We start from the raw sequence: 15,869 nt of genomic DNA, 5'->3' as shown, positions 1-15,869 counted from the left end.
CTGGCTCGGCCTCGCCCGTCCGGCCCGCCCCTGGAGTAACCCGTTCGGGCGCCCCCTGCTGCACCGGACCAGGCGTCGGCCGAAGCTGAGGGCGCAGGTCATACGGCGTACGCAAACCCAGGTCGACAGCTCGGAAGAAGGCGTTCATGGCGAAGGCGTATCTGGTGGGCAGCGGGATCGCTTCCCTGTCGGCGGCGGCGTTCCTGATCCGCGAGGGCGGGTTCGTGGGATCCGACATCGTCGTCCTTGAGGAGCAGGACCGTGAGGGCGGCAGTCTGGACGCCTCCGGGTCGCCCGAGACCGGATACACGATGCGCGGCGGCCGGATGTTCGAGATCCACTTCGACTGCACCTACGACCTGCTCGGTTCGATTCCCTCCCTCGACGATCCGTCGAAGTCGGTCACCGAGGACACCTTCGCCTTCCATGAGGACTTCGCCTGGGACGACCATGCCCGGCTCGTCGACGCCAAGGGCAAGGTGGTCGACTCGCACTCGATGGGCTTCACGGAGCGTGACCGTATCGAACTGGTCAAGTGTGTGGGCACCCCCGAGAAACTGCTCGACGGCAAGCGCATCACCGACTGCTTCAGCCCGGAGTTCTTCCGTACGGACTTCTGGTGGATGTGGTGCACCACCTTCGCCTTCGAGCCGTGGCACAGCGCGATCGAGTTCCGCCGCTACCTCAACCGGTTCGTCCATCTCTTCAAGACCTTCGACTCCATGTCGGGCATCTACCGCACCCGCTTCAACCAGTTCGACTCGATCGTGCGTCCGCTGCTGAAGTGGCTCACCGATCAGGGGGTGACCGTGCAACTCGGTACCAGGGTCACCGACTTGGCCCTGGCCGACGGTGACGCCCTCACCGTCGAGGCGCTCAGCTGCACGCGTGGCGACCGGAGCGAGGAGATCACGCTCTCCCCCGGCGACCTCGTCATGGTCACCAACGGCTCGATGACGGCCGGTTCGACCCTCGGGTCGACCAACACGGTGCCCGCCCTCGACACCTCGGGAGCCGATGGCGCCTGGCAGTTGTGGGAGACGCTCGCGGCCAAACGGCAGGGGCTCGGCAGGCCCGCCGTCTTCAACTCGTCCATCACCGACTCGACGTGGGAATCCTTCACGGTGACGACCAAGGACCCCACCTTCTTCGAGCTGATGGAGAAGTTCAGCGGCAGCGAGGCCGGCAAGGGCGGCCTGATCACCTTCAAGGACTCCAAGTGGCTCCTCACCATCGTCCTCAACCACCAGCCGCACTTCCATGACCAGCCCGAGGACACCTACGTCTGGTGGGGCTACGCCCTGTTCCCGGACAAGGAGGGTGACTTCGTCGGCAAGCCGATGCGCCAGTGCACCGGCCGGGAGATCCTCGACGAGGTCCTGCACCACCTGCGCTTCGAGGAGGGTCCGCAGATCCTCGACCACTCGATCGTGCTCCCGGCCCTGATGCCGTACATCACCAGCCAGTTCCTGGTCCGCGGCGCGGGTGACCGGCCTCAGGTCGTGCCGGAGGGGTCCACCAACCTCGCCTTCATCGGGCAGTACGCCGAGGTCCCCGACGATGTGGTGTTCACGGTCGAGTACTCGGTGCGCACCGCCTGGACGGCCGTCGCGCAGTTGCTGGGGCTCGAGAAGCAGCCTCCGCCCGTCTACAAGGGAGGGCACGACCCGAAGGTCCTTGTCGAGGCGCTGCAGACCATGCACCGGCGCTGACCACTGGCGGATGGCGCTGCGGACCGCTGCCCGGCCACCCGCCACCCGCTAGGCCGACTCGCGCACCACGAGTTCCGGTTCGAAGATCACCGAGGTGGGCTCTGTCCGTACGCCCTCCATCTGCTCCTGCAGCAGGCGCGCCATCTCGGCACCCATCTCCTCGACCGGCTGCCGCACCGTCGTCAACGGCGGTACGCAGGTGACCGCCACGCTCGAGTCGTCGAATCCGACCACCGCCACGTCCCCGGGGGCCTGCCTGCCCTGTTCCCGCAGGACCTGGCACACCCCTTGGGCCATCAGGTCGTTGGCCGCGAACACCCCGTCGATGTCCGGGTGCTCGGCCAGCAGCCGGCGCATCGCCCTCGCGCCGCTCTCCAGGGTGAAGCCGCCCTCGGCGACAGGGACGTAGGGCTGGCCGCCCCGCTCCATGCCGTCCTGGAAACCGGCGAGGCGTTCCCGGCCCGCGGGGATGTCCAACGGGCCCGAGATGGTGGCCACGCGTCGACAGCCACGCGTCAGCAGATGGTCCGCGGCCAGCCTCGCCCCGTCCCGGTGTGCGAAGTCGACGAACGTGACGCGGGCGAGGAGTGAGGGACGCGCGAAGAACACCGCGGGCACCTCCGCTTCGGCGAGCAGCGTCGGCAGCGGGTCCTCGGCGTGTGTCGAGACGACCAGGGCGCCGTCCGCGTTGCCCTGGCGCAGGTAGGTCAGGACCTGTTGGCGCGATTCCTCCGTCTCCGCGAACATCAGCACCGGATGCATGGCACGCGGACGGAGGAATCCCACCACGCCGCTGACGGCCCGGCCGAAGAACGGGTCCGCGAACACCCGCGCGGCGAACGCGTTCTGTGCCGTGTCGGAGTTGTCCCCGGCGCCCGAGACGACCAGGGCGATGGTGCCCGCACGCTGGGTCACCAGGGAGCGGGCCGCCCGGTTGGGTGCGTAGCCCGTCCGCTCGATGGCCTCTCGGACCACGTCCTGGATGGCGGGGGCGACATTGCGCACGCCGTTGACCACCCGGGAGACGGTGGCGCGCGAGACCCCCGCTTCGCGCGCCACGTCCTCCAGCGTCGGCATCTGTCTGTCCATCCGGGAACCCTAACGCCCCACCTCCAGGCGTCATAGAGCGCTCTCCCGTGCCTGCGCGCCTGCTATGAGCGGCTGTCTGACCTGCGTACCGTCGCCGTCAGGGGTAGACATCCCGCGCTGCGCCCGGCAAGAACCCGCCAGACGCCCGGTTCGGTGCGCCATGCGCCCTCGTCCGTATCCCAGTGGCGCAGCATCCTGGCCGGTATCTCCACCCACGCAGTCACCGTCTCCCCCGGCTCCGCCCGGACCGCCGTGAAGCCCGCGAGCCAGCGGACCGGGCGGTCCACGGCGGAGTCGGGCCGTGCGAGGTAGACCTGCACCACCTCACGTCCCGGGCGCGTGCCCGTGTTGCGCACTTGGACCTCCACGGCCAAGGCTCCTCCCCCGCCCTGCGCACTGACACTCGCTGCCCGAAGGCGTTCGTAGCTCCACGTGGTGTAACCCAGGCCATGTCCGAACCAGTACGCCGGTTCGCGGCCCGCCCGCAGCCAGGCCCGGTAGCCGATGTGCAGGCCCTCCTCGTATACGAGTTCACCGTCCCGCGGACGCGTCTTCGTGACCGGCGCGTCCGCAAGGGCGGCTCCCCATGTGGTGGGCAGTCGGCCGCCCGGTTCGGCCTTTCCGAAGAGGACGTCGGCGAGCCCGGCCCCCGCCTCCTGTCCGGGGAACCACGAGAGCAGCACCGCCCCGGCCTCTTCTCTCCAGGGCAGTTCCACGGGGCCGCCCGAGTTGACGACGACCACGGTGCGCGGGTTGGCGGCGGCGACCGCCGAGACCAGTTCGTCCTGGCGGCCCGGCAGGGTGAGCGAGGTGCGATCGTGCCCCTCGGCCTCGCCGCCCTCCGTGGTGCCCACCACGACCACGGCGACGTCCGCGTGCCGTGCGGCCTCGACCGCTTCGGCCAGTGCCTGCTCGGGGTCCGGCTCGGGCGCCGCGGCCGTCACGACGACGGCGCGGCCGGTGCCGGGTGCAAGCTCGCGGCGTGCCACGACGTGTGCGGCGTGCCCGCCCGCCAGCCATACCGAAGCGTGACGGCGCGGCGGATCGAGATGGATGACCGCGGGGTCGTCGGTGTCGCGCGCGAACTCCCCCTCCACCAGCGGCTGTCCGTCCACCACTAGACTCATCCGGCCGTAGCCGCCCACCCCGAACGTCCACTTTCCGTCGCTTGCCGGGCGCACCAGTGCGCTGATCTCGACGGTGTGGGCTTCCGGCGCGACGGGAGGCTCCAACTGCCTTCCGGACAGGCGGTGTTCCGAGTGGAGCTCATGACCGGCCGCTGTCAGTACGCGCAACAGCACGCCGGGCTCCCCGGTGAGAGGGTTCTCGCACCGTGCGGGATCCAGCGGCAGCGGCTGCCCTCCCAGGTCCGGGCCCGGAGCGTGCCGCACCTCGGCCCGCCCTTGCAGCCGGGCCCTGATCCCGTCCAGAGGTGTGACGACGTCCGGCGGGAAGACTCCGGCGCTGCCTTCTCCCTGGAGACGCGGGGCCGACGCGTGCCGTCCGATGACCGCCACGCTGCTCAGCGCGGCGGGGTCCAGGGGCAGTACGTCGCCGTTGCGAAGCAGGACGGTGCTCGCTGCCACGGCGCGGCGCAGCAGTCGGCGTGCCGTGCCGCCGGGCCACGCGCGCGGCGGGATGCTCCGTACGCTCCCCAGCGCACCGACCCGGTCGGCCAGAGTGAGCAGGCGCAGCACTTTGTCGTCGATCGCCTCCTCCTCGACGCTGCCGCTGCGGACCGCCGCCACCAGAGCCGCGCCCCACGGGCCCTCAGGGCCGGGCATCGCGAGGTCCTGGGCCGCAGCCGCGCTCTCGGCCGTCAGCCGCACGGCGCCCCAGTCGGAGACGACGGCCCCGTCGAATCCCCACTCTCCTTTCAGGGGTTCGGCCAGCAGTTCGTTGGCGGTCATGGTCGTGCCGTTGACGCCGTTGTACGCGCTCATGACGAGCCACACGCCCGCTCTGACGGCAGCCTCGAACGGGGCCAGATACACCTCGCGCAGCGTCCGCTCGTCCACCCGTACGTCCATGGTGAGCCGTTCGGTCTCCGAGTCGTTCGCCACGTAATGCTTGGCGGTCGCGGCGACGCCGTGGGCCTGGATGCCACGGATCAGGGCGGTTCCGGTACGCACGGCCAGCTCCGGGTCTTCGGCCAGGCACTCGAAGTGGCGCCCTCCCAGCGGGGTGCGGTGGAGGTTCAGGTTGGGCGCGAGGACCGCGTGCACCCCCTTGCGCAGGGCTTCGAGGGCGAGCAGCTCGCCGAGTTCACCGGCCAGTTGCTCGTCCCAGAGTGAACCGAGGGCGGAGGCGGAGGGCAGGAGCAGCGAGGTCCTGCGTTCGTCCCACTCCTCCCCCCGCACACCGGCGGGACCATCCGAGAAGACCATCTCCCTTAGTCCTACGGCTGGTTCGGCCCGGGTACGCCACACCGTGGCTCCGGTCAGCAGACCCACCTTCTGCGCCAGGCCCAGCGTGCCCATCAGTTGCAGCAGTTCCTCGTGCGTCACTTGTAGATGCCGAATTCGTAGAGCGAGTAGCCGTATCCGGTGCCTCGCTGGGTGCCGTTGACCCGTACGTACCGACCGGAGCCGTTCACGTCGAAGTCGTCGACGCCGCCGTTGCCTCCGCTCACCTCGCGCACGGTCTTCCAGTTCTGTCCGTCGTCCGAGGTCTGGATCGTGTAAGCCTTCGCGTACGAGGTCTCCCAGTTGAGCTGGACGTGCTTGAAGGAGGTGGTGGAGCCCAGGTCGACCTGGAGCCACTGCGGATCGCTCCAGTCGCTGGCCCAGCGTGTGTCGTTCTTGCCGTCGACGGCCTTGGTTGCGGGGCACGGGCAGTCGCCGCTGCCGGGCTGGAAGGAGGAGGCGGTGGCGGGCTTGCCCAGGGCGACGTTCGTGCCGTCGACCGGCGGCACGACCACGCGCACGGACCGTGTCTCGATGCCGACGTTGCCCTTGCCGTCGCTGACCTTGACGTAGATCTTCCAGACGCCGGGCTTGTCCGGAGCGGTGACCTTCAGGCGGCCCGATCCCTGGTTCGTGACGGCAAGGGGGGTGAGGTCCTTGTTCTTGTCGATGTAGATGCTGCTGGCGAGCACCTCGTAGGAGAGCGCGTCGCCGTCAGGGTCGCTGACCTTGGTGGTGAGTGTGAGCGGAGCACCCGCGGGGACCTTGCCCGCGTCGCCGTCGACTGCCAGATCGGTGATGACCGGCGGGGTGTTGTCTCCGGTGGTGCTGCCCTTGTATGCCTTCTTCACGGCGTGGTACGAGAGTCTCTTCTGTCCCGCGGGAAGCAGATTGAACCAGACGCCGCCGAAGTCGTACTCCGTCCCGTAGTGGAACAGGGTGGCGCCGAGCGCGACACCACGATGACCGGTCACGCAGTCCCAAGCCTTGGTATATCCAGCCGCCTTGGCCCGGTCGGTGGGCTCTTCGGGAACTCCGTTGGCGTCGTCGGGGACCTCCCACTCGCCCGCGGGCCCGGACTCGGTGACGATGTAGGGCTTGGTGTACCCGCCCTTCTCCCAGTCGGACTTGATGTCGCACGCGGCGTTGTAGGAGTTGACGGCGTAGAGGTCGAGGTCCGGGGCGTTCTTCTTGTAGTAGGGCCAGGCGCCGGTCCAGGCGTCGGTGGAGGTCACGGGGTGGTTGGGGTCCACCGCGTGGATCTTCTTGGCTATGTCGTTGACGAAGGTGGTGTACGCGTTGCGCTGCTTCTCCAGCTCGTCACCGGCATAGCAGTTCTGCAGGCCGAGCACCGATTCGTTGCCCACGTTCCACATCAGGACACCGGGGTTGTCCTTGTACGCGTCCACCCACTTCGGGAACTCCGCGAGCATCTGGTTCTTGTACGCGGTGTCCGTCAGGTAGTTGACACAGCCGCCGCTCCCCGGGCCGCCGCCGGGCTGGAGCCAGAAGCCCGCGACGACCTTGATGCCGTGGGCTGCGGCGGAGTCGAAGAGCGGTTTGCTGGAGGCGTCGGTGCCCCAGGTCCGGATGGTGTTGACGCCCATGGACTTCACGTCGGGCATGTACTTGTCGGCGTCGGCGACCGAAGGTCCCCAGGTCAAGCCCTTGACCTGGTAGGGCGAGCCGTCGACGGTGAGCTGCCAGTTGCCTTGCGAACCGGTCACCTTCACGACGCTGCCTGCCGCGTGTGCCTGCTGCGCGGGGAGCACGAGTGCAGCGGCCACGAGCAGGCCCGCAGCCGCGGGAACCACGACGCTGCGGAGGGAGAGAGCGGTACCAGGTCTGAGCATGGCGATCTCCTGGTGGATGAGGGGGGGGATGGGAGGGGGGTGGGGAAGGTGCGGAGTGGAGGGGGCGCGGGGGCTGTGAAGGGCGGGGGGAGCCCGCCCTTCACAGATCGAGCACTGCCCCTCACAGGTCGCGGTCAGGGCAGTTCGTAGTTCTCGTCGAGCGCCGCGCCCGCCTCGGGGTGTGTCTGGTCATAGCCGCGCGGGTCGCATTGCAGGCCGCCGACGATGCAGTGGTCCACCAGTGCCTTCTGCGTCGCGTCGTCCCACGCGTTGAAGAAGTCGTAGTGGAAGGAGTGGCTCGCGCCGCTCGCCAATCGCGCCTTCGACAGATCCCCGTTGACGGGGAACGCCATCTTGAACTCGATCATCGGCAGGGCGACGGGGTGACTCGTCGGGCAGATGTTGTCGTTGGTGCCGTTCTTGACCACGGGGTACGACATGTGGCTCTGGTGGTTGGGCGAGTCCAGTGTCTTGCCGTCCCAGCAACTGGGCGCCTGGAAACGGATGTTGAGCTGCGTGTCGGGCGTCGTGGGGCAGTCCTTGGGGAACTCGACGTTGAAATAGCTGGTCCCGCACTCCCACCCTTCGACGAAACCGGGGTGGTTGCGGAACTCCTGCGCGCTCTGCATCGGGCTGCCGACGACGAACCTGAGCCCCTTCGGGAACGGCCGCACGCTCGTGTAGTCGGTGACCCCGGCCTTGTAGTAGATCGTCTGGTCCCCTACGGGACGTATCTCCTTGTCGCCGTTGTACAGCGTGGGCATCCAGTACGCCGACCTGTCACCGGGGGCGAGGCACTTGGTGGAGCCCGCGTCCAGCGACGCCGTGGTGCTGTTGGCGTTCGTCGTGGTGTTGCCCATGAACGTGTGGTCGTGCGACTTTCCGGGCTGCCCGGGGTAGACGATGGGGTCGTCTGGGGCGGTGTGCGTGACCGAACAGTGCGCCTGGAACTCGTGGAAGTAGCGGTGCGGCGGCTGGTCGGCGGACGGCTCGGCGCCGGTGACGGGCGACTTCGCGGGGATGTACCCGTCCCCGTCGGTGTCGTCCGCCGACGCTCGGGTGGATGCGGCCATGGCGTGCCCCGCGTGAGATGCCATGGCTTTCTGCGTCCGGGGCTGTGAGGCGTTGTCGGCGCTCATCGCGATGCCGCCGATGCCCAGTGAGCTCAGTATCAGGGCGCCCGCGATCAGCGCTCCTGAGATCGTTCTCGATCTCCGTGCCATGGAGACCTCCTGCCACGTGGAGAGGGATGTGGGGACCGGCCAGGGAGCCGTGGCCGTGCGCTCCCGGATGCCGGGTGGGGACAGGGACGACCGAGGGCGCCAACCGGCCACCCGCAGCCACCTGTTGCAGAGCGCCCGCCGGAGTCAGAGTTGGGAGAGCGCTCTCCCGGAGTGTTCCCACCGTGACACGAGCGTGTCAAGAGACGGTGAACTACTGGGTGTCGGCAACTGCGGATCGGCGGCGCGCAGATGGCGTACGAGACTGGCCACTCACCCGGACTCGCGGGTCACTGAACGCAACTTCGCTGAGGTCAGCGGTAGTTGAGAGCTGGGCGTCGCGATATCGGCCGCCCCGACCGCTGCTCGGCGCGATGTGACGGCGGCTTGGAGAGTCGACTCTGGGGCCGTTGACGTCTCTGTCGGAGGCATGCAGAATGCAGCCCGGGAGAGCGCTCTCCTACGGTTCACAGGCCCGTCCCGGGGCCTGCGGCCTCTTACCGGAACGTGTGGACCAGCTGAATCTCGCCCACGATGTGGGCGTTGAAATCGTCGAGGTCCTCGGCCGGAACCCACAGTTCGAGGATCGTCCGGCCACCCGCCTGCTGGACGGGGTAACGGCGCAGGAACTCGGAGTCGACCTCGAAGCGTGTGACGTGACCGGTGCCGTCGTGCTTCACGTTCCAGTCTCTGGCGATCCTGATCGCGTAGTCCTCGTTGAGGACCGGGTAGAAGATCGGCTGCTCGGGCAGCCGGGGCGGCCAGGCGCGCCAGTTCAACTCCCGGACCAGATCAAGCTCCTTGGGCCCAGTCGGTCGCCACAAGGTCGTCGTCGCGAACCGGCCGGTCATGAGAAATCCACCTCAGGGTCGAAGGCCGCCGAAGCGGCTGGTCAGGAGGTGGACGATACCGGCACGGCAAGCGTGCGGGCCACGGCGTTCAGTTGGGGGGTGCGGGTGCGAGCGCGGCTGCGGTTCGTGGCGGGTCCGGAGTGCGGCGGGCCCGGAGTGCGGCGGGTCCGCCACGAACCGTCGTGATCAGCTGTCAGCTGTCAGCTGCCGTCAGCCGGCTTCGCAGCGGAGGTCGGCCGCCCGCATGTAGCCGAGCTGCTGGCCGTTGTCGGTGCGCGAGACCCGCCACAGGGCGTCCTCACCCTGGCGGGTGCCGTTCACCGGCGTGCCCGGATCGAGATACCCGACGATCTCGGTCCACGGGTTGTCCCCGGCGTAGATCGGGGAATCGGCGTGGGTGGCGAAGCACGTGCCGCCCGCCGAGGCAGTGCCGCCGAGCATCGGAAGAGTCAGCAGGCTCAGCGTCAGCACGACCGCGAGTCGCGCCGCGCTCTTGCGTGCCTGTCGGGTACGGGACATGTGGGTCCTCCAAGTATGGGCCAAATCGCGTACGTCCCGGCCCTGGGTCCGTCGCCTCAGAGCGTCTGAGTACTGGAGATGTCAGGAGCGACCACACCTTGCTCGGCGGCAGGCTTCGACGAGGTGCCGTCGGTCCAGGTCCACTGCTCGACGTCGCCGAGCTCGTCCACCGCCCCCGTCGAGTGAACGGGCCCCGCCGTGTCCGCCGTGTCCGCTCCCGGGGGCGGGCTGATCGCGGCGATGACAGCCCCGGCGGCGAAAGTGACAACGGCCAGTACGCTTCGCTTCTTCATACCGGGGTCAACTCCCCGCCCCCGGAAAAGGCACGGCCTGGCACCGGAGATCACTACAGCGGACCCCTCCGGATCCGGGTCAATGGGGGCGTGACGGGGGCGCACGGCGCCTACGCTGTGCGGATGTTGGTCTACGCCCCCGCGGTACTCCTCTTTCTCGTCTTCTGTGTGCGCGTGGCGCGCGAGCGCAGGAAGTTCAGCAATGCCGTGATCCTGGGGCTCGCCGTGCTCTGCGGACTCGCGGCCTGGGCGTTCCAACTGATCAGGTCCGGCTCGGCATCAGGTCAGGCGGTCGCGTGGTCGCTGCTGGTGTTGGGGTCGCTCGGCATCCTCGTACTGACGATTCTGCTGATCCTCAACGGCCTGCAGATGGTGCGCAAGGAGGGCAGGAGTCCCACCAACCTGCTCTCGCTCGTGGCCGCGTTGTGCATCCTGAGCGTCGTGGCGCTGCTGGTCACGGCCGTGGTCGTGCGGACGCCGGTGTGGGTCGGGGTGGGAACGGCGGCCGGTGGCCTCGCCGGCTATCTCTCGTTCCTGTTCCTGAGCTTCGTCTGTTACGCGTTCCTGTACGGGCGGCTGCGGGTGCGCCGCAAGGCCGACTACGTGGTGGTACTCGGCTCAGGGCTCGTCGGCGGCTCCACCGTGCCGCCTCTCCTGGCCAGCCGCCTCAAGCGGGCGCAAGCGGTGCACGCGCGGCTCGCCGAGCGGGGCGATCCCCCGGTGCTCATCACCTCGGGAGGCCAAGGGCCGGACGAGGACCTGCCGGAGTCCCACGCCATGGCCGACTACCTGATCGCCCGCGGGTTCCCCGCCGACCGGATCGAGCGGGAGGACCGCTCGACGACGACCGACGAGAATCTGAGATTCAGCAAGGCGATCATGGAGAAGACGACACCGGACTACCGGTGCGTCATCGTCACGAACAACTACCACGCCTTCCGCGCCGCACTCACCGCACGGCGGACCGGGATCACCGGTCATGTGGTGGGCTCGCCCACCGCCGCGTACTTCTGGCCCACCGCGACGATCCGCGAGTTCACCGCGGTCCTCGTCTCCTACAGGCGGACCAACGTGGCCATCTGCCTGCTGCTCGTGCTCGGCGGAGTGCTCGCCTGGTGGGCGCAGCGGAACGGCTTCGGGTGAGGCTGCCGGTGGGCCGTCCCGCAGACGGCAACGGCGGGCTAGGACCGGCGTCCGCCGCCGGGCTTGCCCCGCTTGCCGCTCTTCGATGCGCCGCCGGAACCGCTCCGTGCGCTCTTGCCGGTCTTTCCGGTCGGCTTGCCCGTCTTGCCCGTCTTCCCCGTCGGCTTGCCCGCCGCGGGTTTGCGCCGGGCGCCGGCCTTGTCGGGGCTCTTGCCCTTCGGCTGGTCCGGGGTGGCGGCGGGAGTCTGGGCGCGGCCCCGTGAGCTGTTGACGGTGCGGCCCCGGACGATCCCGATGAAGTCCTCGACCAGGTCCGTGGTCGCGTCCTGCGGCCACGCCAGCGCGATCCGTGATTCCGGGGCTTCTGAGAGCGGTCGGTAGGTGAGGTCCTTGCGGTGGTGCAGGCGGGCGAGCGACTGCGGGACGACGAGTACGCCGACGCCCGCCGCGACCAGCTCGACGGCGTCCGCCGTCGTGGCGGGGCGTTCGCTCGCGGGCTGTCCCGGCAAGGTCTGGTTCTCCCACTCGAGGGTGTCGTCGAGCGGGTGCAGCACGATCTCGTCGGCCAGGTCCTCCGCGGACACCTCGTCGACCGCCGCGACGACGTGGTCCTTGGGGATCACCACGACCGTCGTCTCGGTGTAGAGGGGGATCGCGCTGAGGTCCGTACGGTCGACCGGCAGCCGTACGAAGCCTGCGTCGGCGCCGCCGTCGCGCAGGAGCTCGAACACCTCGCCCGGGGTCACGGAGACGAGGGTCAGCGGCACGTCGGGCAGCCGCTCGTGCCAGATCCGCACCCACTTGGTGGGCGTCACCCCCGGGACATACGCGAGCCTGAACGAAGGGGTTACTTGCGAGTCTGTCACTCCGCCAGGTTACCGGTCGTGGTCGGCGGTAGCTCACACGCTCGATACCCTGGTACCCATGACGTCGCACCAGACCACCCAGACCATGAAGCCCGCGACCGCGGCGAAGAAGCTGGGTGTGTACCTCGAGGCCACCCCCGCCGAGTTCCAGGAGGGTGTCGTCTCGCGCACCGAGCTCAGCGCCCTGCAGACCGAGCCGCCCGAGTGGCTGCAGGAGCTGCGGCGCACCGGCCCGCATCCCCGGCCGGTCGTCGCGTCGAAGCTCGGTGTGTCCATCGCCGGTCTCGCGCGTGGCGGGGTCACGGAGGCCCTCACCACGGAGCAGATCGACGCACTGAAGACGGACAACCCTGAGTGGCTGCAGAAGGAGCGTGCCACGCAGGCCGAGGTCCGCAAGGAAACGGTACGCATCAAGGAGAAGAACGCGGAGCGGGCCGAGCAGGACCCCAAGCCGCGTTCCTGACCTCGCTCGCAGCGCGAAGCCCCCGGCCACCGACGCGGTGAGCCGGGGGCTCAGTCGTGCGCGGTTGACGCCGATCCTCCTGGTCAGCGGCGCGCGGGCCCGATACCAACCCGAATGTCCGACCCCGTGACGGGCGTGGCCGACGTGCCTGCGATCCTGATCCCGTGGCCATCGTCCCCGCCGTACCGGAACCGATATCCGCCGATCCCCCCACCTCCGCCGAGAATCCCCTGCTCACGCAGTCGTGGCTCGACCTCGCCTTCGTGCACTGGGCCGTCGACCCCGCGGACGTGGCGCCGCTCCTGCCCGCCGGGACGTTTCCCGATCTCCACGACGGGGTGACCTACGTGGGTCTCGTCGCGTTCCGCATGCACCGGGTCGGCTGGTTCCGGCTGCCCGGGATCCCCTATCTGGGTACGTTTCCCGAGACCAACGTACGGCTCTACTCGGTGGACGCCCATGGCCGCCGCGGAGTCGTCTTCCGCTCCCTGGACGCCTCGCGCCTGATCCCGGTGGCGGTCGCGCGCGGCGCCTTCCGGCTGCCGTACCAGTGGTCGCGGATGAGCATCCGGCACAGCGGCGACACCGTCACGTACACGAGTGCCAGGCGTTGGCCGGGGCCGCGCGGCACGCACAGTCGTATCGCCGTCAGGGTGGGCGAGCGGGTCGAGGAGCCGACCGACTTCGAGCACTTCCTGACGGCCCGGTGGGGCATGCACAACACGTTCTTCGGGCGGCAGATGTTCCTGCCGAACGTGCATCCGCGCTGGCCGCTGCACCGGGCCGACCTGATCGAGTGCGACGAGGACCTGGTCGCGGCCGCGGGGCTGTCGCGGCCGGTCGGGGACCCGGTGAGCGTGCTGTATTCGCCGGGTGTTCCGGTCCGTTTCGGGCGTCCCGCCCGGCCTGGTGGCATCCCGACTCCCTGACGGGCGCCACGACGGCGTACGACATCACCCCGTGCGGCCTCACAGCGAAGTGGGCACGACGAACAGACCCCAGGTGACGAGCGGGCCGACCAGGCTGATGCCGAGCCCCCAGGCCATGAGGCGCCGGAAGACGAAGTCGCGCTGTTCTTCGGGGGTGTTGGCGGTCACCAGCGCTCCGCTGGTGGAGAACGGCGATGCGTCCACGACGGACGCGGAGATGGCCAGTGCCGTGATGAGTCCGACGGCTCCCACCTCGCCGGCGAGCAGGAAGGGCACGGCCAGCGGGATCAGCGCACCGAGCATTCCGGTGGTCGAGGCGAAGGCGGAGACCAGGGCGCCGATGAGACAGATCAGTAGGGCGCCGACGAGGGGGGCCTGGATGGAGGCGACCTGTTTGCCGAGGTAGTCGATGGTGCCCATGCGCTCCATCTGGCTCACGTAGGTGACGATGCCGCAGACGAGCAGCACGGTCGACCACGCGCAGCGGTCCACGGCGCCGGTGACCGACTTCGGTGAGACCAGGGAGAGGACGACGGTGATGGTGAGCGCCATCAGGCCGACGTCCAGGTCGAAGAAGAGCGCTCCGGCGACGAGGCTGAGCAGTCCGATGAGGGTGAGCGCGCGCGGCCCGTCGAGCTTGAGGGGCTCGGCCGGTGCCGTGCGGGTGGCGGTGGCCGCGACGGCGAGCGTGCGCCCGGGCGTCGGCGCCCCGCCCGGCTCGACCGGTTGCCCGCCGGGCGGGGGCCCGCCTCCGCCTTTGTACGTTTCCGCGCGTTGCCCGAGCAATCGCCGCCCGCCGAAGGCGAAGAAGACGATGACGCAGAGCACCACGTTGAACAGGAACGAGGCGGTGAACAGGAGGGCGGGGTTGCCCGGCAGATGGTTGCGCTCGACCACGTTGTTGGTGATGCTGCCGAACACACCGATCGGCGAGAAGCCTCCGGCGCTTGCCCCGTTGGCGATGAGCAGCCCCATGAGCACGGGGTTGATGCCGTAGGCGGCGGCGAAGCCGAGGCCGATGGGGGCGACGATGCCGACCGCCGCCGGGGTGACCGCGCCGACCGCGGTGAGGACGGCGGTGACGAGGAACATGACCCAGGGGATGAGGGCGATGCGGCCCCGGACCGCTCTCACCGCCGCGTTGACGAGCCAGTCCACCGTGCCGTTGTTCTTCGCTACGGCGAACAGAAGCGTGACGCCGACAAGGACGACGAAGAGGTCGCCGGGAAAGCCGGAGAAGAGGTCGTCCGTCGACTCGTCCGCCACGGTGGAGCCGACGATGAACGCGGCCACGAGGGCCAGCGCTCCCAGGTGAACGGCGGAGAAGGTCGCTATGGCGAAGACGAGGACCAGGGCGATGATGGAGATGACTTGATCTGACACGAGGGCTCCCTTGCCGTCGGCCGATGGTCATGTCGCGGTGTGCCGGGGCGCGTGACGAGGGGTGCGCGCGGCATCGAGGAGTGCGCGGTGTACGAAGGCGCGCACGGACGTCCACCCATGGGCCGAACGAGCCCAGGGGGGATGGTTAATTCCGCCTGACGGAATTGAGCTTTCGCATTGGGGAGTATTGGAGGGCGCTTCCCGGGGCGTCAAGGGGGACGCCCGAAGTCGTTGCGCGGGGCGGAGTGCGGGTGGAGTGCGGGCGGATTTCGCTAGCGTCCGGCCGTCGGGCCGCCCCCGCCACCCTGCCGCGGATGCCCCAGCGCGGCGCTGACCTGCCGTGCCGTCTCGCTCACCAGCGCTCCGAACTCGGCACTCGCCTCTCGCGTCATCCGGCTCGTCGGCATGTTCACGCTGATGCTCGCGACCGGCGTTCCCGACTCGTCCCACACGGCTGCCGCGACCGCGGAGACGTCGTCACGCCACTCTCCGCCGTTGGTGGCGTACCCCCGCTCCCTGATCCGCGCGAGCTCGGTGAGCAGCCGCTCCTTGTCCGTGATGGTCGAGTCCGTGAACCCCTCAAGGCCGAGGTCCAGTTGACGGTCGATCACTTCCCGAGGGCTCACCGCGAGGACCGCCTTGCCGTTCGCGGATGCGTGGATGGGCAGCTGGGTGCCGAGGGCCAGAATGATCCGTACCGGCTTGGAGGTCTCCAGGCGCTCGATGAGGACCACCCTGTCGCCGTCCGGGACCGTCAGATGAACCGTCTCGTCGATGCGCCGCCGCAGCTCTTCCATCAGCGGCAGGGCAACGTCTCGCAGGCTCAACTCCCCCGTGGCACGGCGGCCGACCTGCAACGCCTTGGTCGTCACGACCCAGCGGGTGACCTCTCCCCCGGCCGGGCGGATCCAGCCCGCCGTGTGCAGAGTGCGCAGGGCACGCTGCGCCGAGCTCTTGGGCAGCTCCAGGCCGCGGGCCAGGTCGGCGACGCCGATCGGCTGCCGCGCGGCGACCTCTTCAAGCACCCGAAGTGCGTTCAGAACGCTCTGCATCCGTTGACTCCCCACGCGGTCGGCCCTACGCTCCCCGTGCCACCTTACGACACACCGTGCCACAATGCGGCACACTTCTCAAGGGAGTTGG

14 protein-coding genes are annotated in these 15,869 nt (G+C 69.2%); 4 read left to right on the top strand and 10 right to left on the bottom strand.

The features are described 5' to 3' along the window. The first annotated feature begins 146 nt into the window (after window positions 1-146). Window positions 147-1,712, top strand: coding sequence for an oleate hydratase (locus ACWFRJ_RS05395; RefSeq protein ID WP_453524855.1), 1,566 nt, complete (start codon window positions 147-149; stop codon window positions 1,710-1,712). Window positions 1,713-1,760: 48 nt separating this feature from the next. Here ACWFRJ_RS05395 and ACWFRJ_RS05390 read toward each other — a convergent pair whose 3' ends face one another. The 7 genes from ACWFRJ_RS05390 to ACWFRJ_RS05360 all read right to left on the bottom strand — a co-directional run bounded on the left by ACWFRJ_RS05390 (window position 1,761) and on the right by ACWFRJ_RS05360 (window position 9,942). Further along, a complete protein-coding gene (locus tag ACWFRJ_RS05390) occupies window positions 1,761-2,801 on the bottom strand; it encodes a LacI family DNA-binding transcriptional regulator (protein WP_453524854.1) in 1,041 nt (346 codons plus the stop codon). A gap of 62 nt (window positions 2,802-2,863) precedes the next feature. Continuing rightward, window positions 2,864-5,281: a glycoside hydrolase family 3 C-terminal domain-containing protein gene (locus ACWFRJ_RS05385; protein ID WP_453525073.1), complete on the bottom strand. Its 2,418-nt coding sequence runs from the start codon at window positions 5,279-5,281 to the stop codon at window positions 2,864-2,866. A gap of 23 nt (window positions 5,282-5,304) precedes the next feature. Then, entirely contained in the window at window positions 5,305-7,059 is a 1,755-nt protein-coding gene (locus tag ACWFRJ_RS05380) for a discoidin domain-containing protein (RefSeq protein WP_453524853.1), read from the bottom strand. A 134-nt stretch (window positions 7,060-7,193) separates the two neighbouring features. Next, window positions 7,194-8,282 (bottom strand): DUF1996 domain-containing protein, encoded by a 1,089-nt coding sequence (locus tag ACWFRJ_RS05375; RefSeq protein ID WP_453524852.1) that lies wholly within the window; start codon window positions 8,280-8,282, stop codon window positions 7,194-7,196. Window positions 8,283-8,776: 494 nt separating this feature from the next. Next, window positions 8,777-9,130 carry a hypothetical protein gene (locus tag ACWFRJ_RS05370; protein ID WP_453524851.1) on the bottom strand — a complete coding sequence of 118 codons (354 nt, stop codon included), beginning with the start codon at window positions 9,128-9,130 and terminating at the stop codon, window positions 8,777-8,779. Between the two features lie 210 nt (window positions 9,131-9,340). Beyond that, window positions 9,341-9,649: a hypothetical protein gene (locus tag ACWFRJ_RS05365; protein ID WP_453524850.1), complete on the bottom strand. Its 309-nt coding sequence runs from the start codon at window positions 9,647-9,649 to the stop codon at window positions 9,341-9,343. Window positions 9,650-9,705: 56 nt separating this feature from the next. After that, window positions 9,706-9,942 carry a hypothetical protein gene (locus ACWFRJ_RS05360; RefSeq protein WP_453524849.1) on the bottom strand — a complete coding sequence of 79 codons (237 nt, stop codon included), beginning with the start codon at window positions 9,940-9,942 and terminating at the stop codon, window positions 9,706-9,708. Between the two features lie 123 nt (window positions 9,943-10,065). On the opposite strand from ACWFRJ_RS05360, the gene ACWFRJ_RS05355 reads away from it, so the two are divergent. Beyond that, entirely contained in the window at window positions 10,066-11,085 is a 1,020-nt protein-coding gene (locus ACWFRJ_RS05355) for a YdcF family protein (protein WP_453524848.1), read from the top strand. A 38-nt stretch (window positions 11,086-11,123) separates the two neighbouring features. On the opposite strand, the gene ACWFRJ_RS05350 is transcribed toward ACWFRJ_RS05355, so the two are convergent. Continuing rightward, window positions 11,124-11,951 carry a LysR family substrate-binding domain-containing protein gene (locus ACWFRJ_RS05350; protein WP_453524847.1) on the bottom strand — a complete coding sequence of 276 codons (828 nt, stop codon included), beginning with the start codon at window positions 11,949-11,951 and terminating at the stop codon, window positions 11,124-11,126. 58 nt (window positions 11,952-12,009) lie between these two features. Between ACWFRJ_RS05350 and ACWFRJ_RS05345 the strand changes: the two genes are divergently transcribed. Both ACWFRJ_RS05345 and ACWFRJ_RS05340 read left to right on the top strand, forming a co-directional pair. After that, a complete protein-coding gene (locus ACWFRJ_RS05345) occupies window positions 12,010-12,414 on the top strand; it encodes a DUF5997 family protein (RefSeq protein WP_453524846.1) in 405 nt (134 codons plus the stop codon). Between the two features lie 164 nt (window positions 12,415-12,578). Continuing rightward, window positions 12,579-13,343, top strand: coding sequence for a YqjF family protein (locus ACWFRJ_RS05340; protein ID WP_453524845.1), 765 nt, complete (start codon window positions 12,579-12,581; stop codon window positions 13,341-13,343). A 39-nt stretch (window positions 13,344-13,382) separates the two neighbouring features. Here the strand turns inward: ACWFRJ_RS05340 and ACWFRJ_RS05335 are convergent, their stop codons facing one another. After that, window positions 13,383-14,726 carry an SLC13 family permease gene (locus ACWFRJ_RS05335; RefSeq protein WP_453524844.1) on the bottom strand — a complete coding sequence of 448 codons (1,344 nt, stop codon included), beginning with the start codon at window positions 14,724-14,726 and terminating at the stop codon, window positions 13,383-13,385. Window positions 14,727-14,998: 272 nt separating this feature from the next. Continuing rightward, a complete protein-coding gene (locus ACWFRJ_RS05330) occupies window positions 14,999-15,778 on the bottom strand; it encodes an IclR family transcriptional regulator (RefSeq protein ID WP_453524843.1) in 780 nt (259 codons plus the stop codon). Window positions 15,779-15,869: the final 91 nt, after the last annotated feature.

It is taken from the genome of Streptomyces sp. NPDC055239, assembly GCF_053606205.1.
The sequence above is the reverse complement of the archived record's forward strand: the minus strand, read 5'-3'. Positions and strand labels throughout refer to the sequence as shown.

Bases quoted from the DNA above. Each gene is read 5' to 3' on its own strand.
- ACWFRJ_RS05360 (WP_453524849.1), bottom strand. From the start codon at position 9,942: ATGAAGAAGCGAAGCGTACTGGCCGTTGTCACTTTCGCCGCCGGGGCT.
- ACWFRJ_RS05330 (WP_453524843.1), bottom strand. From the start codon at position 15,778: ATGCAGAGCGTTCTGAACGCACTTCGGGTGCTTGAAGAGGTCGCCGCG.
- ACWFRJ_RS05395 (WP_453524855.1), top strand. From the start codon at position 147: ATGGCGAAGGCGTATCTGGTGGGCAGCGGGATCGCTTCCCTGTCGGCG.
- ACWFRJ_RS05385 (WP_453525073.1), bottom strand. From the start codon at position 5,281: ATGGGCACGCTGGGCCTGGCGCAGAAGGTGGGTCTGCTGACCGGAGCC.
- ACWFRJ_RS05390 (WP_453524854.1), bottom strand. From the start codon at position 2,801: ATGGACAGACAGATGCCGACGCTGGAGGACGTGGCGCGCGAAGCGGGG.
- ACWFRJ_RS05375 (WP_453524852.1), bottom strand. From the start codon at position 8,282: ATGGCACGGAGATCGAGAACGATCTCAGGAGCGCTGATCGCGGGCGCC.
- ACWFRJ_RS05345 (WP_453524846.1), top strand. From the start codon at position 12,010: ATGACGTCGCACCAGACCACCCAGACCATGAAGCCCGCGACCGCGGCG.
- ACWFRJ_RS05355 (WP_453524848.1), top strand. From the start codon at position 10,066: ATGTTGGTCTACGCCCCCGCGGTACTCCTCTTTCTCGTCTTCTGTGTG.
- ACWFRJ_RS05370 (WP_453524851.1), bottom strand. From the start codon at position 9,130: ATGACCGGCCGGTTCGCGACGACGACCTTGTGGCGACCGACTGGGCCC.
- ACWFRJ_RS05380 (WP_453524853.1), bottom strand. From the start codon at position 7,059: ATGCTCAGACCTGGTACCGCTCTCTCCCTCCGCAGCGTCGTGGTTCCC.
- ACWFRJ_RS05365 (WP_453524850.1), bottom strand. From the start codon at position 9,649: ATGTCCCGTACCCGACAGGCACGCAAGAGCGCGGCGCGACTCGCGGTC.